21 protein-coding genes are annotated in these 19241 nt (G+C 70.1%); 5 read left to right on the plus strand and 16 right to left on the minus strand.

Annotated features, from left to right (window positions below):
- A partial coding sequence (locus DT074_RS09185) for a sigma-70 family RNA polymerase sigma factor (protein ID WP_162914750.1) occupies positions 1-591 on the minus strand: 591 nt, incomplete at its 3' end.
- Between the two features lie 187 nt (positions 592-778).
- Here DT074_RS09185 and DT074_RS09190 point away from each other — a divergent pair.
- Together DT074_RS09190 and DT074_RS09195 are read left to right on the plus strand one after the other, a co-directional pair.
- Positions 779-1945, plus strand: coding sequence for an NAD(P)/FAD-dependent oxidoreductase (locus DT074_RS09190; RefSeq protein WP_119419545.1), 1167 nt, complete (start codon positions 779-781; stop codon positions 1943-1945).
- Between the two features lie 70 nt (positions 1946-2015).
- On the plus strand, positions 2016-2546 hold the full coding sequence (locus DT074_RS09195; protein WP_119419546.1) for a hypothetical protein: 531 nt from the start codon (positions 2016-2018) through the stop codon (positions 2544-2546).
- A gap of 9 nt (positions 2547-2555) precedes the next feature.
- Here DT074_RS09195 and gmk read toward each other — a convergent pair whose 3' ends face one another.
- The 7 genes from gmk to DT074_RS09230 all read right to left on the minus strand — a co-directional run bounded on the left by gmk (position 2556) and on the right by DT074_RS09230 (position 7573).
- Positions 2556-3206 (minus strand): guanylate kinase, encoded by a 651-nt coding sequence (gmk, locus tag DT074_RS09200; protein ID WP_119419547.1) that lies wholly within the window; start codon positions 3204-3206, stop codon positions 2556-2558.
- Positions 3207-3213: 7 nt separating this feature from the next.
- Complete coding sequence (locus DT074_RS09205) at positions 3214-4092, minus strand: YicC/YloC family endoribonuclease (protein WP_368744557.1); 879 nt, start codon at positions 4090-4092, stop codon at positions 3214-3216.
- 101 nt (positions 4093-4193) lie between these two features.
- The gene (locus DT074_RS09210; protein WP_162914751.1) at positions 4194-4490 is read right to left on the minus strand and encodes a cupin domain-containing protein; all 297 of its coding nucleotides are present in this window, start codon (positions 4488-4490) and stop codon (positions 4194-4196) included.
- Between the two features lie 140 nt (positions 4491-4630).
- The gene (locus DT074_RS09215) at positions 4631-5020 is read right to left on the minus strand and encodes a DUF3574 domain-containing protein (protein ID WP_119419549.1); all 390 of its coding nucleotides are present in this window, start codon (positions 5018-5020) and stop codon (positions 4631-4633) included.
- Positions 5017-6003 (minus strand): endolytic transglycosylase MltG, encoded by a 987-nt coding sequence (gene mltG / locus DT074_RS09220; protein ID WP_368744558.1) that lies wholly within the window; start codon positions 6001-6003, stop codon positions 5017-5019. The genes DT074_RS09215 and mltG overlap by 4 nt, the downstream gene beginning before the upstream one ends.
- A 16-nt stretch (positions 6004-6019) precedes the next feature.
- Positions 6020-7285 carry a beta-ketoacyl-ACP synthase II gene (gene fabF, locus DT074_RS09225; RefSeq protein ID WP_119419550.1) on the minus strand — a complete coding sequence of 422 codons (1266 nt, stop codon included), beginning with the start codon at positions 7283-7285 and terminating at the stop codon, positions 6020-6022.
- Between the two features lie 48 nt (positions 7286-7333).
- A complete protein-coding gene (locus tag DT074_RS09230; protein ID WP_119419551.1) occupies positions 7334-7573 on the minus strand; it encodes an acyl carrier protein in 240 nt (79 codons plus the stop codon).
- Between the two features lie 265 nt (positions 7574-7838).
- Between DT074_RS09230 and DT074_RS09235 the strand changes: the two genes are divergently transcribed.
- Positions 7839-8612, plus strand: a complete 774-nt coding sequence (locus tag DT074_RS09235; RefSeq protein WP_162914752.1) for a VOC family protein — start codon at positions 7839-7841, stop codon at positions 8610-8612.
- Positions 8613-8638: 26 nt separating this feature from the next.
- Positions 8639-9442, plus strand: a complete 804-nt coding sequence (locus DT074_RS09240) for an enoyl-CoA hydratase (protein WP_119419553.1) — start codon at positions 8639-8641, stop codon at positions 9440-9442.
- A gap of 6 nt (positions 9443-9448) precedes the next feature.
- Here the strand turns inward: DT074_RS09240 and DT074_RS27965 are convergent, their stop codons facing one another.
- Positions 9449-9622 (minus strand): hypothetical protein, encoded by a 174-nt coding sequence (locus tag DT074_RS27965; protein WP_162914753.1) that lies wholly within the window; start codon positions 9620-9622, stop codon positions 9449-9451.
- Between the two features lie 113 nt (positions 9623-9735).
- On the opposite strand from DT074_RS27965, the gene DT074_RS09245 reads away from it, so the two are divergent.
- Positions 9736-10653, plus strand: a complete 918-nt coding sequence (locus DT074_RS09245) for a LysR family transcriptional regulator (protein WP_368744559.1) — start codon at positions 9736-9738, stop codon at positions 10651-10653.
- Between the two features lie 19 nt (positions 10654-10672).
- Here the strand turns inward: DT074_RS09245 and DT074_RS09250 are convergent, their stop codons facing one another.
- The 7 genes from DT074_RS09250 to DT074_RS09280 all read right to left on the minus strand — a co-directional run bounded on the left by DT074_RS09250 (position 10673) and on the right by DT074_RS09280 (position 19095).
- A complete protein-coding gene (locus DT074_RS09250) occupies positions 10673-12004 on the minus strand; it encodes an adenylate/guanylate cyclase domain-containing protein (protein ID WP_119419555.1) in 1332 nt (443 codons plus the stop codon).
- Positions 12005-12095: 91 nt separating this feature from the next.
- Complete coding sequence (locus tag DT074_RS09255; protein ID WP_119419556.1) at positions 12096-14297, minus strand: xanthine dehydrogenase family protein molybdopterin-binding subunit; 2202 nt, start codon at positions 14295-14297, stop codon at positions 12096-12098.
- Positions 14298-14310: 13 nt separating this feature from the next.
- The gene (locus DT074_RS09260; protein WP_438503676.1) at positions 14311-14775 is read right to left on the minus strand and encodes a (2Fe-2S)-binding protein; all 465 of its coding nucleotides are present in this window, start codon (positions 14773-14775) and stop codon (positions 14311-14313) included.
- 86 nt (positions 14776-14861) lie between these two features.
- Positions 14862-15500 (minus strand): TetR/AcrR family transcriptional regulator, encoded by a 639-nt coding sequence (locus tag DT074_RS09265; protein ID WP_119419558.1) that lies wholly within the window; start codon positions 15498-15500, stop codon positions 14862-14864.
- A gap of 21 nt (positions 15501-15521) precedes the next feature.
- On the minus strand, positions 15522-16259 hold the full coding sequence (fabG, locus tag DT074_RS09270; protein ID WP_119419559.1) for a 3-oxoacyl-[acyl-carrier-protein] reductase: 738 nt from the start codon (positions 16257-16259) through the stop codon (positions 15522-15524).
- 51 nt (positions 16260-16310) lie between these two features.
- On the minus strand, positions 16311-17252 hold the full coding sequence (gene fabD / locus DT074_RS09275) for an ACP S-malonyltransferase (RefSeq protein ID WP_119419560.1): 942 nt from the start codon (positions 17250-17252) through the stop codon (positions 16311-16313).
- 94 nt (positions 17253-17346) lie between these two features.
- Positions 17347-19095: a TRAFs-binding domain-containing protein gene (locus DT074_RS09280; protein WP_119419561.1), complete on the minus strand. Its 1749-nt coding sequence runs from the start codon at positions 19093-19095 to the stop codon at positions 17347-17349.
- Positions 19096-19241 lie beyond the last annotated feature (146 nt).

The following is a 19241-nucleotide window of genomic DNA, read 5'->3' on the forward strand; positions in this document are numbered from 1 at the left end:
GCGCAGCGCGGCCGCGAAGGCGCCGGCGAGCGCACGGTCGGCCGGCCTGGCGCCGGCTTCCGGCGCGCCGGCGAGACGCTTCGCGGCGCGGCTGACGATCTGCCGGCAGGCGACGGCAGTCTTGCCCAACATCGGCGCGATCTCGTCATAGCCGAGCTCGAACACCTCGCGCAGGACATAGGCGGCGCGCTCCACCGGCTTCAGGCGGTCGAGCAGCAGCAGGTAGGCGATGGAAAGGCTCTCCTCCCGCTCCACCGGGTCGTGCGGCGCTTCCGGCTCGATCAGGGGCTCGGGCAGCCAGGGGCCGACATAGCTCTCGCGCCGGGCCCGGGCGGAGCGCAGCTCGTCGATGCAGAGCCGGGCGCAGGCGGTCAGCAGCCAAGCGCGCGGCACGGCCACGCCGGCGCGGTCGGCATTGTGCCAGCGCAGATAGGTATCCTGCACGGCGTCCTCCGCCGCCGCGACATCGCCCAGCATGCGGTAGGCGAGCCCGCGCAGGGCGGCCCGGTTGGGCTCGAAGCCCTGCGCCGGGGGCGGCTGGCCTGGCCGTGGCGTGCCGGTCGGGGAAAAGCCCTCGGTTGCGATCGTCACTTGTCCGTCCATGCAGAACCTCTCGATCCTTGCCGCCGCCAGCGGCGCCGGCAAGGGCAAGACGAGGCAGCGGGGCCGGCTGTGACAGGTCGCCGAAGGGGCGTGATCCGCCCGGCTTGCCGGCTGGAGCCCGCTGTCACAAAGTCCGGCCCGCCGCCGTCTTCAGGCCGTACAACCGGAGCAAGCCATGCACGACATCCTGATCATCGGCGGCGGTTATGCGGGCCTGTGGGCCGCGTTCGGCGCGGCCCGCCAGCTCGACCTCGCAGGACGCGAGGCGGAGATCGCCCTGGTCACCCGCGAGCCCTATCTGACGGCACGGCCCCGGCTGTACGAGCGCGACCTGGCGCCCGGCGAGGCGCGGCTGCCGCTCGCGCCGATGCTGCAGACGATCGGGGCCGAGCTGGTGGTGGGCGAGGTGACCGGCATCGACGCGCCGGCGCGGCGGGTGACGCTCGCCGATGGCCGCAGCTTGACCGCCCGGGTGATCGTGCTGGCCGCCGGCAGCCGGGCCGCGCTGCCCGCCATCCCCGGCCTCGCCGAACATGCCGAAGGGATCGACGATGCCGACCAGTCGGCCCGGCTGTGGCGGCGGCTCGCCGCCTTCGAGGGCAAGGCGCCGGCGGTTGCCGTGATCGGCGGCGGCTTCACCGGGATCGAACTCGCGACCGAGCTCGCCGGCTGGCGCGACGCCAAGGCGCCGGGCGCGCGCATCGTGCTGATCGACCAGGGGCCGATCGCGGCCGGCTATGCTGGCGCGGCGCGCGGCGTCATCGGGGATGCGCTGTCGAGCCTCGGCGTGCGGACGCGCGCCGGCAGCGCGGTGGCGGCGGTCGAAGCGGGCGGCCTCCGTTTCGCCGATGGCGACCGGCTCGGCTGCGACGTCGCGGTGTGGACCGGCGGGCTGGAGCCGAGCCCGCTCAACCGGCTGATCGACGCGCCGAAGAATGCGATCGGGCGGCTCAAGGTCGACGCTGCCCTACGCGTCGACGGCCTCGATGGCTGGCTCGCCGCCGGCGATGTCGCTGCCGCCGGCGTCGAGGGCGGCAACAGCACCACCATGTCGTGCCAGCACGCACTGTCCTCCGGCGCCTTCGCCGGCAACAACGCGGCCCGGCTGCTGCTCGGCGAGGCGCCGCTCGCCTATACGCCGCGGCCCTATGTCACCTGTCTCGATCTCGGGCCCGCCGGCGCGCTCCTGACCCGCGGCTTCGAGCGCGAGGTGGCGATGCGGGGCGCCGAGGCCAAGGCGCTGAAGACCTCGATCAACCGCCAGCTGATCGTGCCGCCGGTGGAAGGCGGCCGCGCGGCGCTGCTCGCCGCCGCCGCGCCGGAGCGCTGGATGACGCGGTAGCAAACGCACCTTCCGCAGCGGCGGCGTCCGGCCCTATGCTGGGTTCTGGGATTGCGAACGGGGGGAAGCCATGGCCTTCGTCACGCCGAGTTTCCTCAAGAAACTGACCCGGTACGGCAACTGGACCGGCCCTGGATGGTCGGCCGGGCGGCTGAGCCCGCCGGGCGATGCCCTCACGGAAGAGGATCTTCTGGTGCCTGGTGTCGACGCCTTCGACGAGAACGTGTCGAAGCCGCACGACATCGCCTATGACCGCCTGCAGCGGCGCTTCCTGGCGGCGTTCATCGACCCGACGATCGACAAGTACACCGCACTCGCCAATTATTTCGATGCGCTGGCCAAGGCGGACAAGGCCTTTATCCGTGCGGCGAAGCAGCCGGGAAACCTGGCCGCCGAGGCCGGCCGGCCGATCCAGACCAATGCGGTCGACCTGTTCCGGGTGAAGTCGGCCTGGGAGGAGACGCGCGCCGCGGAATGCCTGCGCGGCTGGGGCCCGAACTTCGCCGACCGGATCAAGCGTCTCTCGCGCCCGAAGATCCTGGTCGAGCTCGACTGGCCGGCGCGCACCATCCCGAAGGACCTGCCGCGCATCACGACGTGACGGCGCTGACTACCGCCCCTCGCGCAGCATCTTCACGAAGTCGAGCAGGCCGGTCTGGCGCTGGCGGCGGATGCGCTCGGCGCGCAGCACGGCATAGATGTCTTCCAGGCAGCGGTCGGAATCGTCGTTGACGACGATGTAGTCGTACTCCGCCCAGTGGCTGATCTCCTCAGCCGCCTTCGACATGCGCTTGGCCACCACGGCGGCGCTGTCCTGGGCGCGGCGCTCGAGCCGGCGCCGCAGCTCGGCCATCGAGGGCGGCAGGATGAAAACCGAGGCGACATCGTCGCGCGCTCCTTGCGCGAGCTGCTGCGTGCCCTGCCAGTCGATGTCGAACAGCACGTCGCGGCCCTGCGCCAGGTAGTCGAAGACCGGCCCCTTCGGCGTGCCGTAATAGTGGTCGAACACCTTGGCGTGCTCCAGCAGCTCCTGCCGGTTGACCATCAGGTTGAACGACACCGGGTCGATGAAGTGGTAGTCCACGCCGTCGACCTCGCCCGGCCGCTTCGGCCGCGTGGTCACCGAGATCGACATGACGAGGTTGTCGTCGGCCTCGAGCAGGCGGCGGGAGATCGTCGTCTTGCCGGCGCCGGAGGGCGAAGACAGCACGAGCATCAGCCCCTTGCGGGCGGTCTCGACCGGTCGATGCGGCTCGCTCATGGCCGGGTCACTCGACGTTGGCGGCCTGCTCGCGGAAGCGGTCGATCGCGAGCTTGAGGTCGAGGCCGATCCTGGTGAGTTCCGCGTCGCCGGATTTGGAGCAGAGCGTGTTGGCCTCACGGTTCAGCTCCTGCGCCAGGAAGTCGAGCCGGCGCCCGGTGCCGCCGGGATCCTCCTTGGCGATGGCCGCGCGGGCGGCGGCGAGATGCGCGGCGAGGCGGTCGAGTTCCTCGCGGATATCGCCGCGGGCGATGATCAGCGCAAGCTCCTGCGTCAGGCGCTCCTCCGACACTGCCGGCGCCTTGTCCAGCACCGCCGCCACCTGCTCTTCGAGACGCGTGCGCCAGGCATCCGGCCGCGCGGCGGCCACGCGGCGCGCCTCGGCAGCCAGCGCCGCCATGTCGTCCAGCAGCCCGGTCAGGATCGCTTCGAGATGCTTGCCTTCGGCGGCGCGGTTCTCGGCCAGGCGCTCGACAGCGGCCTTGAGCCCCTGCGTCAATGCCGCCTCGCGCGCCTCGCGCGCCGCCTCGTCGACTTCGGGCTCGACCACCTCGATGACGCCGCGCAGCCCCAGGATGCCGTCGAGCCGCGGCGCCGCCGTCTCGATCTTCTCGGCGACCCGGCCGATGATGCCGTTGACCTGGTCGAGCAGCGCCTCGTTCAAGCGATAGCTGACCCGGCTCTGGGTCTCCGAGATCTGCAGCGCGCAGGTGACGCTGCCGCGCTTCAGCTTGGCGCCGAGCGCCTGGCGCGCCGCCGCTTCCAGCGCGTCGAAGCCCGGCGGCAAGCGGAAGCGCAGGTCGAGCGCCCGGCCATTGACGCTCTTCACCTCCCAGGCCCAGGCGAGGCCGTCGAGCTGGCCCGTGGCGCGGGCAAATCCGGTCATGCTGGCAAGCGCCATGAATTCGAACCACTTCGGCTTGGGCGGCGGGAGTACGGCCGCCACTATATATTGGGGATAAGTCGGGGTGAAGTCGCCACTGCCGGTCAGTCCGGCCGATACTCGCGGCGGCCCTCGGAATAGGTGAGCAACAGGACCGCCGCCGTCGCCCCCTCGTTGCGCACCGCGTGGGTGCTGTGGCTCGGGACCCAGCAGACATCGCCCGGGCGCATGGCGATCTCGCGGCCTTCGACCAGCGCGGTGACGCAGCCGGTCATCAGGCTGATCGCCTCGTCACAGTTCGGGTGATGGTGCGGTTGGCTGGTGGCGCCCGGCGCCACCTCCATGCGCGCCACCGACATCGCCGCGCCCGGCGCGATCTCGGCATCGATCAGCCACGACATGGACCCCCAAGGCTCGGCAGTGCTGCGGGCACGCGCGGCCCGCTCGGTGATGTGTCGATGCGGCATGCGACGAACCTAGCCGCCCCGTGTCGCGGCGGTACATAAAAACCTGTTTCACGATCTTTCGCGGCCTCGCGCCGTCAGAAGGCGAAGGCGGCGCACTGGTCGAGGCGCAGCACCGATTCCTGGGCAAAGCGCGCCTTGTAGGCGGCGGCGATGGCGTCGATCGCCTGATGCACGGCAGGGGCATCGGCATGCACCAGGGTCAGGATGCGGGTCTTTTCCGCCACCACGTTGCCGGTGACGGGCGAGCGGTACTGGCCGGTCGCATCCGTCACGCTGAAGCCGTGGGGAAAGCGCACGGCCACCTCCTCCGCGACGAAACGCTGCCAGTCGGCCTCGCTCACCACGCGGCCCTGCTCGCCGATGGCGGTGCCGAGGAACAGCGCCGTGTGGGTGCGACAGGGCGGGCCCACCGTGCAGGCGGCCAGCAGCAGCGGCGCGAGGGCGAGCAGCAGGCGGGCCGTCATGGCGCCCCCGAGCGCAGGCGGCGGAAGCGGGCGACGTTGCGGTTGTGCTCGGCCAGGGTCTCGGCGAAGAGGTGGCCGCCGGTGCCGTCGGCGACGAAGTAGATCTCGCGGCTGTCGATGGGGCTGGTCGCGGCGAGCAGCGAGGCGAATCCCGGATTGGCGATCGGGCCCGGCGGCAGCCCCACATTGCGATAGGTGTTGTAGGGCGAATCGGTGTCGAGATCGGCGCGGCTCAGTTCGCGGCCGAGCTCCTGCCGGCCTTCGGTCAGGGCATGGATCACCGTTGGATCCGCCTGCAGACGCATGCCGATGCGCAGCCGGTTGATGTAGACGGCGGCGACGCGGCTGCGCTCCTCCGGCTTGCCGGTCTCCTTCTCCACGATGGAGGCGAGCGTCAGAACCTCCTGCGGGGTCTTCAGCGGCAGGCCGTCCTTGCGTTTGGCCCAGGCCTCGGCCAGGGCCTTGTCCATCGCCTCGCGCATGCGCTGCACCAGCGCGGCGCGGGTGTCGCTGCGGACATAGAAATAGGTCTCCGGCAGCAGGCTGCCTTCCGGCGGCGGCGCGGGGACTTCGCCCTCCAGCGCCGGCGCCGCCGCGACGAGGTCGAGCACCTCGCGCACGGTCAGTCCTTCGGGGACGGTCAGGCGGCGGACCACCACACGCCCTGCGCGCAGCTGCGCCAGCAGGTCGAGCACGCTGACATGCGGCGCCAGCGCATACTCGCCCGCCTTGATCGAGCCGCCGGGCTCGAGCCGGCTGGCGGCGAGCAGCAGCCAGGGATGCCTGATCGCGCCGGAAGCGGCGAGCGTCGCCGCCGTCGCCTCGATGCCCTGACCGCGCGGGACGAGGACGATGGCCTCCTCGGCCAGCGGCCCCGGCGCCGCGATCTCGTGCCGGAGCCACAGAAAGCCGCCGGCCAGCGTGAGGCCGATCAGGACGACGACAGCGAACAGCCAGGCGAGAAGGCGGCGCAGCCTCGTCACCTCCGCGAAACGACGCTCACACCCGCGTCAGCACCAGGGAGGCGTTGGTGCCGCCGAAGCCGAAGGAGTTCGACAGTATGGCGTCGATCTTGCGGGGCTTCGCCTTGTTCGGCACCAGGTCGATGTCGCAGCCTTCCGACGGATCTTCCAGGTTGAGCGTCGGCGGCGCGATCTGGTCGCGCATGGCAAGGATGCAGAAGATCGCCTCTACCGCGCCGGCGGCGCCGAGCAGGTGGCCGACCGAGGACTTGGTCGACGACATCGAGATCTTGTAGGCGGCATCGCCGAACAGCCGCTTCACCGCGCCGAGCTCGATCTCGTCGCCGAGCGGCGTCGAGGTGCCGTGCGCGTTGACGTAGTCGATCTGATCGGGATTGAGGCCGGCCCGCTTCAGCGCCATGCGCATGGAACGGAAGCCGCCATCGCCGTCGTCCGCGGGCGCGGTGATGTGGTGGGCATCGCCGGAGAGGCCGTAGCCCTTCACCTCGCCATAGATCTTGGCGCCGCGCTTCTTGGCGTGCTCGTACTCCTCCAGCACGACGACGCCGGCGCCCTCGCCCATCACGAAGCCGTCGCGCCGCTTGTCCCACGGGCGCGAGGCACGGTGCGGCTCGTCGTTGAAGCCGGTCGACAGCGCCCGCATCACCGCGAAGCCGGCGATGCCGAGCGGGCTGATCGCCGCCTCGGTGCCGCCGGCCAGCATCACATCGGCATCGTCGAGCGAGATCAGCCGGGCCGCGTCGCCGATCGCATGCGCGCCGGTCGAGCAGGCGGTGACCACGGCATGATTGGGACCCTTCAGGCCGTATTTGATCGAGACGTGGCCGGAGGCAAGGTTGATCAGGCGGCCGGGGATGAAGAACGGGCTGAGCCGGCGCGGCCCCTTCTCCTTCAGGGTGATCGCCGCCTCCTCGATGCCGGGGAGGCCGCCGATGCCGGAACCGATCAGGACGCCCGCTCGCTCCTTCTCCTGCTCGGAGCGGAACTCGATGCCGGCATCTTCCCAGGCCTGCGAGGCGGCGCCGACGGCGTAGATGATGAAATCGTCGACCTTCCGCTGCTCCTTCGGCTCCATGTACAGATCGGCATTGAAGGCATTCGCCTGCTCGTTACCGATCGGCACCTGGCCGGCGATGCGCGCGCTCAATCCCATGGCGCCGGCATCGAACCGCGTGATCGGCCCGATGCCCGATTCGCCGGCGATCAGGCGATCCCAGGTGGGCTTCACCCCGCTGGCGAGCGGGGTGACCATGCCGAGGCCGGTGACGACGACGCGGCGCATGCTGGATCTCCCCTGGTACTTGAGGACGGCGCGGCCTGCTGAACCGACCTACTTGGTCTGGTGCTGGGTGATGAAGTCGATCGCGTCCTTCACGGTCTGGATCTTCTCGGCGGCATCGTCCGGGATCTCGCAGCCGAACTCCTCCTCGAAGGCCATCACCAGCTCGACCTGGTCGAGGCTGTCGGCGCCGAGATCGTCGATGAAGCTGGCGTTCTCGGTCACCTTGTCCGCTTCGGCGCCGAGATGCTCGACGACGATCTTCTTAACCCGATCGGCGATATCGCTCATTGAGGGTCCCTTGTTTCCGGCCGCTCCACCCGAGTCGGCCACCGCTGGCGTAAAATAAGGCACGCTGGGCGGCGCTGTGAACAGCTTCCGGCCCGGCGACGGGCGGGGTGCTTAACACGTTTCCGGCGGGATGCAAAGCAAGCGGGGATCACCCTCGTGCTATTGCGAACTCCCGGGCCGGCAGGCGGTTCCCGGCGGCCCGGGATCAGCCCATAATCCCGCCCGCAGAACAAGAAATCCGGGGAAACGCAAGGAGGGAACGGCCATGAGCCAACGCAAGGTGCGGCTGCGCCAGATCGCGCTGGTCGCCGACAAGCTGGAGCCGCATGCCGGCCACCTGATCCAGGTGCTGGGCCTGGGCGAGCCGTTCCGCGACGGCAATGTCGGCGTGTTCGGCCTGGAGAACGTGGTGCTGCCGGTCGGCGGCGATTTCCTGGAGATCGTGGCACCGGTCAAGGGCAACACCTCGGCCGGGCGGTTCCTCGCCCGGCGCGGCGGTCCGGGCGGCTATATGGTGATCGTGCAGACCGACGACGCCAATGCCGAGCGCGAGCGGATCGAGACGCACAAGGTGCGGTCGGTCTGGAAGATCGACCGGCCGACCTACAAGGCGACGCATTTCCATCCCGCCGATACCGGCGGCTTCCTGCTCTCGGTCGATTCAACCCTGCCCGGTGCCGAGGTGACCGAGACGCTCGGCCCCTGGCAGCCCGCAGGGCCGGACTGGCTGTCGCAAGTGAAAAAGACGCCCGTCGCGGCGATGACCGGCTGCGATCTGTCGGCGCCGGACCCGAAGGCGCTGGCGGAGCTGTGGTCGCGGCTGCTCGACCTGCCGCTGCGTCAGGGCGCCCGCGGGCCGGAAATGGATCTCGCCTGCGGCGGCGTCATCGCCTTCGTGCCCGGCCGCACCGCCGGCATCGCCGCCGTGCACCTGAAGGCCGCCGACAAGGCCGAGGTGCTGAAGCGCGCCGCCGCGGCGGGCGTGCCGGCCGGATCGGACAGCGTCACCATCTGCGGTGTCGATTTCCTGCTCACCTGAAACGAAGACCACTGGAGGAAGGCCCAATGCCTGTCGAAACCACCGATGTGATCGAAACCCGCGAGGAGGGCGTCGTCGTCCTGACGCTCAACCGGCCGGACCGCATAAACGCGCTGTCGCGGCCGATGACGGCCTATCTCGGCGAGGCGCTGCCGCGGCTCGCCGCCGACCGCGACGTCGGCTGCGTGGTGCTGACCGGCGCAGGGCGCGGCTTCTGCGCCGGCGGCGACGTCAAGGCGATGAACGAGCGCAATGCCGGCGAGCCCGAAACCTTTGAAAGCCGCATGCACAATCTGCGCGCCGGCATGGAGGCTTCGCGCTGGCTGCACGAGATGCCGAAGCCGACCATCGCCATGATCAACGGCGCCGCGGCGGGCGCCGGCCTATCGATGGCGCTGGCCTGCGACCTGCGCACCTGCGCCGCCTCGGCGCGACTGACCACCGCCTTCGCCAAGGTCGGCTATTCCGGCGATTATGGCGGCACCTATTTCCTCTCCAAGCTGGTCGGCACCGCCAAGGCGCGCGAACTCTACTATCTCGCCGACGTGATCGGCGCGGAAGACGCCGGCCGGCTGGGCATCGTCAACCGCGTCATTGCCGACGACAAGCTGAAGGCCGAGACGATGGAGCTCGCGAAGCGGCTCGCCAACGGGCCGCGCGTCGCGCTCGGCTACATGAAGAAGACCTTCAACGCCGCCGAGAGCCATGGCCTGGCCGAGTGCTTCGACATGGAGGCCATGTTCCAGAGCCGCACCGGCCAGACCGAGGACCACAAGGAAGCGGCGCGCGCCTTCGTCGAGAAGCGCGCGCCGGTGTTCAAAGGGCGGTAGCCGGCGTCAGCCGACCGCCGCGGGCCGGCCCGCGCCCGGCGCCCCGACCAGGTGGCGCAGGGCGTGGCAAAGCTGCCGGAACCACTGCCGGACCGAGGCGGCGCGCAATTCATGAGCGCGCCGGCGGTGGCGCTCGATCACTTCGGGCGACAGATCGATGGATTCGGGGAAGGCCAGCATGTTCGGTCACCTTGGTTCATGGGCGCTTCGAGCGCCGCTGAAGGATATGTATTGCGAGCCGCTGGCGGGATAATCTCTGTCTCAAGACCGAGATTGATGAAATATTTTCACAAATGACCGATTCCACTGATCCCATGCGGGTGCTGGTGGCCGCGGTGGAGCTGGGCGGCTTCACCGCGGCGGCCGAGCGGCTGGAGCTGACGCCTTCCGCCGTCTCCAAGATCGTGGCGCGGCTGGAGGAGCGGCTCGGCGTCCGCCTGCTCAAGCGCACCACCCGGCGGATCGGACTGACGCCGGAGGGCGAGAGCTATTTCGCCGGCGCCAAGTTCATCCTGGCCGAGATCGACGAGATGGAGGCCGCGGTCGGCGCCTCGAGCACGCATCCGAAGGGGCTGCTCAGGGTCAATTCGGGCAGCGTGTTCGCGACGACGCAACTTATGCAGAAGCTGCCGATCTTCCTCGACCGCTATCCCGATGTCAGCGTTTCGGTCGACATCACCGACCGGATCGTCGACCTGCAGAGCGAGCGCGCCGATCTCGCGATTCGCGCCGGCCCAGTCGGCGACACCTCGCTGGTGGTGCGCAAGATCGCCGATATCGAGCGGGTGATCTGCGCCGCGCCGTCCTATCTCGCGCGGCACGGCACGCCGCGGCGGCCGGAAGACCTGGCGCATCACAGCTGCCTGCTGGTCGCCGACCAGCCGCAGCTCGGCCGCTGGCCGTTCCGCACCGAAAGCGGCATCACCACCGTCGAGGTGAAAGGCCAGGCCACCGTCGCCGCGGCGGATGCGCTGGTGAAGCTCGCCATCGCCGGGGCCGGCATCGTGCGGCTCGGCGACATGATCGTTGCCGAGGCGATTCAGAGCGGCACGCTGGTGCCGCTGCTCGACGAGTTCAACGTGGTCGAGCCGGTCCCGATCGCCGCGGTCTATCCGGGCGGCCGGCACCGCTCGCCCAAGGTGCGCGTCTTCGCGGATTTCCTGATCGAGCAGTTCCGCCACGCGCCATGGCGCATTCCGCGCCAGCGCTAGCTGCCGCGGCTTTGGTTGCTCAGGCCACGCGGAACAGGCGCCACTCGCCCGGCACGCCCTTGAGCGCCTGGGAGCCGCAATCGGCAAAACCGAGGCCGGATCCGGCCACCAGGTCCCGGACTGTGCTGGAGACTAGAACTTCACCGGCTCCCGCCAACGCCGCGACACGCGCGCCGATATGCACGGCGATGCCGCCGACGCGGTCGCCCATCACCTCGCACTCACCGGTATGCAGCCCGCAGCGCACTTCCAGGCCGAGCGGCCGCACCGCCTCGACGATGGCGCGGGCGCATTGCACGCCGCGCGCCGGCCCGTCGAAGGTGGCGAGGAAGCCGTCGCCGAGCGTGTCGACCTCGCGCCCGCGGAACCGCGCGATGACTTGCCGCACCGCCGCGTTGTGGCTGTCCAGCAGCGCGTGCCAGCGGCGGTCGCCCAGCGCCGCCGCCTTGTCGGTGGAGCCGACGATGTCGGTGAACAGGACGGTCGCGAGCACGCGGTCAGGCTCGTGCGTCGGCCGATGGCCGGTGACGAACTCGCCGATATCGTCGCAGATCGTCTCCCAGTCCTCATGAATGGAAGGCGGCCAGTGACCGCCGCCGGGATAGACGATCAGGCGCGCGCCAGGGATATGCTCCGCGTAGTAACGGCCGAGCGGGAGCGGACAGAGCGTGTCATGCTCGCGATGCAGCACCAGCGTCGGCATCCAGAGCGTGGGCAGGATGTGCCGGACATCCAGCTCGTAGTTCATCGTCACGAAGGCGCGCAGGTTGCCGGGGCTGCACGACATGCGCTCGAACCGGGCGGCGATCTTCTCCAGCTCCGCATTCCCCTTCCAGGACGGCGCGGCGAAATTGACGATGAACGAGCCGGTGCCCCAGCCCTTGAACATGCGCGCCGTCTCGGGCGGAAAGCCGATCGGAAAATCCTCCGAATAGGCCTGCCGCGGCATGCCGCCATAGAGCAGCAGATGCGACACGCGGTCGGGGTGTGCCGCGGCGAAGAACACCGACATCATGGTGCCTTCGGAAATGCCCATCAGCGCGGCGCGCTCGATGCCGACGGCGTCCATCACGGCGCGCACGTCGTCGGCGCGCTCGTCCAGCGTGGGTGCGCCCTCCATCCGGTCCGACAGCCCCTGGCCGCGCTTGTCGAAGGTGGTGACGCGGGCAAACTGAGCGAGGCGCCGGAGGAAGGCCGTGTATCCCGGCACCTCGTGCATCATCTCGATATGCGAGACCATCCCGGGCACGATGACGAGATCGATCGGCCCCTCGCCCATCACCTGATAGGCGATGTTGACCGGGCCCGAGCGCGCAAATCGCGTGTCCGGCAGCGCGTTCTGATCCGCCATCGAGCCTGTCCGCTCCGTCGCCCTGACGTGACGAACAGTATGCGCCAAACCCGGTGGGGAAGGCCATTCCCCGCATAGGTCCGAAGACAGACTAGGCCGCGGCGGCGAGCTTCAGCGGCAGGCTGCGAGCGCGCCGGCCGGTGGCGGCGAACAGCGCATTGGCCAGCGCCGGCGCCACCGGGGGCATGCCGGGCTCGCCGAGGCCGCCCCAGGCGCCGTCGCTCGGCACGAAATGCACTTCGATCACCGGTGGCGTACTGGCCATGGTACTGATCGGGTAGTCGGGGAAGTTGCGCTGCCGCACCGCCCCGTTCTCGATGGTGATGCGCTCGGCAATGGCGGCGCCGAGGCCCATCACGATGGCGCCCTCGACCTGCTGCGTGGCGGTGTCGGGATGGCAGACGTCGCCGCAATCGACTGCGGCGACGACGCGTTGCACCACCGGAACGCCGTTCCGCCCCTGCGATGCCTCGATCACCTGGGCCACGACAGTGCCGAAGCTTTCCACCAGCGCGATGCCGAGCCCGCGGCCTTCCGGCAGCGGCTTTCCCCAGCCCGCTTTCTCCGCCGCGATCTCCAGCACACGGCGTTGCCGCGAGCCAGCCGGCAGCAGGTCGCGGCGATATTCGAACGGGTCGCGCCCGGCCGCCTGCGCCAATTCGTCGATGAAGGTCTCGGTGTAGAAGCCGTGCTGGGTATGCGCGACCGAGCGCCACGATCCCTGCGTCACATGCACCGGCACCGGCACGGCGCGGATCGACTGGTTCGGAATCGGATAGGGCAGGCCGATGGCCTCGTTGATGCCCGGCGTTTCGACGAAACTCTGCGACCAGGCGGTCGGCTTGCCGTCGGGCCCGAGCGCGGCGCGGATGCGCGAGGCGACCTGCGGGCGGTAGGTCCCTTGCGCGAAATCCTCCTCCCGGCTCCAGATCATCTGCACTGGATTGGGCGAGGCCGCTTTGGCGAGCTCGACCACCTGCTCCAGATGGCGCGTGGTGACGGTGACGCGGCGGCCGAACGAGCCGCCGACCGGCAGCGGGTGGAGCGTGACCTTGTCGGCGGCGAAGCCGCTTAACTGGACCAGCTTCATCTTGGCGCCGAGTGCGTCCTGCTCGCCGCCCCACACGGTGAGCCGGCCGTCCTTCACCTGCGCGGTGGCGTTGATCGGCTCCATCGCCGCGTGGTGCAGGAACGGCACGTGATAGGTCGCTTCGACGATGCGGGCGCCTGGCTGCTGCAGCGCCGCCTCGGCATCGCCGAGCTTCACCATCGACTTGCCATCCGCCGCGCCGAGCGCGCTTTCCTGCGTTGCGGCGAGGCTGGCACTCGAGACATTGCCGTTGCCGCCATCGCTGAACACCGGCTTCAGCGCGGCGAGGCCCTTCTGCGCCTGCCACCAATTGCGGGCGATCACGCCGATGCCGTGCGGGAACTTCACCACCTGCTCGACGCCCTTCACCGCCTGGGCCGGCGCGGGATCTAGCGACTGGAGCGCGCCGCCATGCACCGGGGCCGACATGACGGCGGCATAGCGCATCTCCGGCAGGCGGAGGTCGATCGCGTAGAGCGGCGCGCCCTTAACCTTGGCCGGGATGTCGAAGCGCGCCGGCGAGGTGCCGATGATGCGGTACGTCTCGCGGGCCTTCAGCGGCGGACTCGACGGCACCGACAGCTCGGCCGCCGCGGCGGCGAGTTCGCCATAGCGCGCCGCGCGGCCGCTCTTGGCATGGGTGACGACGCTGTCGGCGGTGGCGAGCTCGGCCGCGCTGACACCCCATCGCTTCGCCGCCGCCTCGACCAGCATGCTGCGCGCGGCGGCGCCGACGATGCGCATGCCGACCTGGCCGGTGAAGCGCACGGCGGTCGAGCCGCCGGTGATCTGCAGGTTGACGAAGCGGGCCGCCTCGGCGAAGCCCACATCCACCGCGCCGTCGAGGAAGCGGGGCACCTTCAGCCCCTGCAGGATCCAGCCCTCGGCCAGGAAGCGGTTGGCGAAGGCCTTCTCGCCCGGCGCGCGCTCCGGCCTGACCTTGGACCAGTCGGCATCGAGCTCCTCCGCCAGCATCATGGCGAGCGCCGTCGCCGTCCCCTGGCCCATATCGATATGCGGCACGTAGACGGTGACGCTGTCGTCGCTGCCGATCCGGACCCAACCGGCGATCAGCTTGCCGCCGTCGCCCGCGGTGAGCTGGGCGGCCTGGGCCTCGAAACGATCGGACCAGGCGCGGTAGCCGAGCACGAGGCCGCCGGTGCCGATAGCCGCGGCGCCGAGCAGGAAGGTTCTGCGCTTCATCGCACCTCTCCCTTCAGGCTGCGCCGCCGAGGCGGCGGATGGCGGTACGGACGCGCGGATAGGTGCCGCAGCGGCAGAGATTGGTGATGGCGGCGTCGATCTCCGGATCGCTCGGCTTCGGGTTCGCCTGCAACAGCGCGGCGGCGGCCATGATCATGCCGGACTGGCAATAGCCGCATTGCGGCACCTGCAGGTCGATCCAGGCCTGCTGCACCGGGTGCAGCGCTTCCGGCGCCAGGCCGGCGCTGGCGGGCAGGCCTTCGATGGTGGTGACGCTGGCGCCGGCCAGGGCCTCGACCGGCAAGCTGCAGGCCCGCATCGGTACGCCGTCGACATGCACCGTGCAGGCGCCGCAGGCGGCGACACCGCAGCCGAACCGGGTGCCGGTCAGGCCGAGCTCGTCGCGCAGGACCCAGAGCAGCGGGGTATCGGCCTCGGCTTCGATCTGGCGGGGCTGCCCGTTGACGGTGAGGGTGATCATCGCTGCCTCCCGGCTGTCTGCGGTGGGCAGGATAACTGTTCAATGAACACTAATCAACGAACATATTACGAGCAGGCATATGGTCAGCGAGCGGCGAGGCCTCTCACCAGGGTCTCGATCAGGTGGTCGGTCAGCCGCCGCATATCGGCCCAGGGGAAGCCGGCCCGGGCGATCACCAGCGCGACCAGCCCGTGCAGGGCGACCCAGAAGGTCTGCGTCGCAACGACCGGGTCGCGCTCCTCGATGGCGCCCACCGCCTGCAGGCGCTTCACCTGTTCCGCCACGAACAGATAGGCCTGCAGGCCGACGCCCTGCTGGTCGAACGGGCGGGTCAGGTCCTTGTCGGCATGGAACGGCTTCAGCGGTGCGTCGCTCGCCATGAAGGTCAGCTCGTACTCGTCGCGGTTGGCGAGGCCGAACTCGATATAGGCGCGGGCGAGCCGCCGCAGCAGCTCCGGACCCGGCTCGACACCTTCGGTCGCTGCGCGCAGCGCCTCGCCGAGCTTGGCGAAGGTTTCCTGGCTGAGCGCGAAGAGGATCCCCTCCTTGCTCTGGAAATATACGTAGAGCCCGGTCTGCGAGATGCCGACCCGCTCGGCGAGCTTGCGCGTCGTGACCGTCGCATAGCCTTCGGCGACGAACATCGCCTTGGCGGCGGCCAGGATCTCGGTCCGCCGCTCGTGGCCCTGGCCACGCGGCTTGCGGGTGCGTGTTTCGGACATCCGAATCTCAGATCGTGGCGCTCAGATCATCGCCATGCCGCCGTTGACGTGCAGCGTCTGCCCGGTCACGTAGCCGGCCTCGTCGCTGGCGAGATAGAGTACGGCGGCCGCGATATCGGCGCCGGCGCCGAGCCGGCCGAGCGGGATGGCACCGAGCAGCTTCTGCTTCTGCTCCTCCGGCAGCCCGTCGGTCATCGCCGTCTGGATGAAGCCCGGCGCCACGCAGTTGACGGTGATGTTCCGCGAGGCGACTTCCTGCGCCAGGCTCTTCGACATGCCGATCAGCCCGGCCTTCGACGCGGCATAGTTGGCCTGGCCCGGATTGCCGGTGACGCCGACGATCGAGGTGATGGATATGACGCGGCCACAGCGCCGCTTCATCATGCCGCGAAAGGCGGCGCGGGCGAGCTTGAACGCCGCCAGCAGGTTGACGTCGAGCACGGCGCGGAAATCCTCGTCCTTCATGCGCAGCGCCAGCTGGTCGCGCGTCAGGCCCGCATTGTTGACCAGGATGTCGAGGCTACCGAGCTTCGCCTCCACCTGGCCGGGCAGCGCATCCACCGCCGCCGCATCGGCGAGGTTGCAGGGAAAGATCTCGGCGCTTGCGCCGATCTCCGCCTTCAGCTTCTCCAGCGCCTCGACCTTGGTGCCCGACAGCGCGACCTTGGCGCCCGCCTGCGCCAGCGCGCGGGCGATGGCGCCGCCGATGCCGCCGGAGGCGCCGGTGACCAGCGCCACCTTGCCGGTGAGATTAAACATCGATCTGTCTCCTTCCTGCTCCCTCCCCCGGCGCAAGCCGGGGGAGGGCTTCTAGGCGAGCGTCTTCAGCACCGCCTCGATCTCGGCGGGTGTATGGGCATTGAGCGGCGCGATCTCCTTGTCGATGCGCTTGACCAGGCCCGACAGGATCTTGCCGGCGCCGACCTCGACCATGCCGTCGACGCCCTTCGACTTGAGATAGAGCACCGTCTCGCGCCAGCGCACCAGGCCGGTCACCTGCCTGACCAGCAGGTCGCGGATGGTTTCGGGGTCGCTGGTCTCGGTGGCCGTGACGTTCGGCACCAGCGGCACGGTCGGCGGGGCGATGGTGACCTTGGAGAGCGCCTCGGCCATGGCGTCGGCGGCCGGCTGCATCAGCGCGCAATGGAACGGCGCGCTGACGGTGAGCAGCATCGCCTTCTTGCCCTTCGACTTGGCCAGCTCGACGGCGCGGTCGATTGCCGCCTTGGCGCCCGAGAGGACGACCTGGCCCGGGCCGTTGTCGTTGGCGCAGTCGCAGACCTCGCCGGCGGCGGCCTCTTTCGCGATCTCCTCGGCCTGGGCGAGCTCGACGCCGAGCAAAGCCGCCATGGCGCCGGTGCCGACCGGCACCGCCTTCTGCATCGCCTGACCGCGCAGTTTGAGCAGCCGCGCCGTGTCGGCCAGCGAGAAGGCGCCGGCCGCCGCCAGCGCCGAATACTCACCCAGCGAGTGACCGGCGGCGTAGGCGGCCTTGTCGGCCAGCTTGAACTTGCCCTCCGCTTCGAGGGTGCGGACCACGGCCACGCTGACCGCCATCAGGGCGGCCTGCGCATTCTCGGTCAGGGTGAGGTCGGCCTCCGGCCCCTCGAACATCAGCTTGGACAGCTTCTGTTTCAGCGCCTCGTCGATCTCCTCGAAGACCTGCCGGGCGACCGGGAAGGCTTCGGCCAGCTCGCGGCCCATGCCGACCGCCTGCGACCCCTGGCCCGGAAACACGAATGCGCGGCTCATCGGCCCTCCCCGAATTCTTCATAGGAATGCAACGGGGCGGACACATAGCGGCGCCCGGCCCGGCCGGGAAGCGGAAATCGCACGTGCTCGCCCGTCACGCCGCCGCCACGGCACCGCGTGACTTGAGCGCATAGAAGCGCATGTCGCCGTAGCCCTTGGCGGCGGGGGCGAGGCCGACATAGTCGCATTGGAACCGCGTCTCGCCGCGGGCGGCGAGGTCGGCCGCGAACTGCTCTGTGACATAGACGGCGCCGGGCGGCGTCACCGGCTCGATCCGCGCGGTGCGGCTGACATGCACGCCGAAGAAATTGTCGCGCCCGAGCACCGGATCGGTCAGGCGGAAGACCGGGCCGACATGGCCGCCGAGCCGGAGCGCCAGATAGTCCGGCAGGCCCGCCGCGGCGAGATCGATGCCCCGCATGGCCCCCTGCAGTTCGAGCGCCAGCGCCGCCGCCGTCGAAGCATCCTCGACCACGATGAACAGGCCGTCGCCCCAGGTGTTGCGCAGCAATATGCGCGCGTCGTAGCGCTCGGCGACACGCGCGAAGCCGCCCAGCACCAGGCCGACGAAACGCGGCAACTCGGCCTCGGTCAATTTGGAGAAGCCGCGCACATCGCCGAACAACATGGCATGCACTTCGCGCCGCTGGCGCGCCGGCGCGGCAGCATGGCCCGGCGCGCCCTGTACCCGGATGATCTGCGCCGGACCGCCGACCGCGGCCCAGGCGGCAATGTCGGCGGCGGCGCCGGCGACGCCGTTGCCCGGCTGGCCGTCCCAGACGGCGATCTGCATTGCCTCGCCTTGCAGGAAGCCGGCGCGCAGCCGCGCCAGCCCCATGGCCATGCGGCTGGCATAGGCGTAGAGGCCGTCATCGGCGAGGAAGGCATCTGTCGTGGCGAAGTTGATACTGGTCGCGCGGGCGAGGCAGGCCTCGAATCGAGCAAGCCAATCGCCGCCGGCCGGGGCGACCGAGGTGGCGCGGAACTCCACCGCGTCGAACGGCAGGACGACATGCAGCTCGCCGCCGCGTGCCAGCACCGCCTCGGCAAACAGGATGTCGGCCCCGGCGGCGAGCGAGCCGTAGGCGAAGCCGACATCGTGCGCAGCGAGCGCCGCCTCGATCGCCGTCGCCACCACGGGCACGGCCTCCGGCGGAAAGCGCGGGCCGATGATGTGCCCGCTGAAATGGATCGCGGTGCGCGGCTTGATCGGCGCGAGCCAGGCGGCATCCCAACCCAACGCCGCGCCGAGCAGGCGAAGCTGGCGCAGGGTGCTGGCGCGAGCGCCTTCATCCGGGAGGAAGCGGGCGGCGCGGGTCAGCGCGGCGCTCGCCCCGGCCTGGTCGCCGAGCACGGCCTTCGCCTCCGCCAGACTGGCCTCGCCCCAGTAATCCTGTGCCTGGCCGAGCGTTGCCACCACGGCACCCGCGATTCGTCCCGCTGCGGCGGCGTTGCCCGCCAGCCGGTGCAGAGTCGCCGCGTTGACGCCCGGAAACGGCTTGCCGCTCGATGCGTAGACACGTTCGTATTCGGCCGCGGCGGCGGCCAGCAGGCCGGGCCGATCGGCCGCCGCCGCCAGCAAGGCCCGGTCCTTCAGCAACCGCCCGGAAATGCTGGCAATGTCGATGTCGAGCTGGGTATCGAACCGCTCCGCCCTGAGGCCGAAATCGCGATAGCGCTCCAGGGCCTGCTCGGTCGCGCCGGCCCGGGCCAGCGCCAGCACGACCAGGTATTGTAGCGCCCGATCGCCCGGCGCGGCGGCCAGCGCCGCATTGGCCAGATCGCAGGCGCGGAACAGATCGCCTGCATTCATCGCCGCCCGGACTTCCGCTTCGGTGGTCATGCCGCCCCCATCGCAAGAGGATAGACGCCGATCCGATGCCGCAGGCAAGCAATCGATGGCGCCCGCGTGACGGCGGCTACCGCAATTCCGAGCGGAGTTCGGCTATCATCTGCGGAATCGAAACGAAGCCGCCACCGGCAGGGCAT

The sequence above is a fragment of the Desertibaculum subflavum genome, from assembly GCA_003576705.1.
GTDB lineage: Bacteria > Pseudomonadota > Alphaproteobacteria > Ferrovibrionales > Ferrovibrionaceae > Desertibaculum > Desertibaculum subflavum.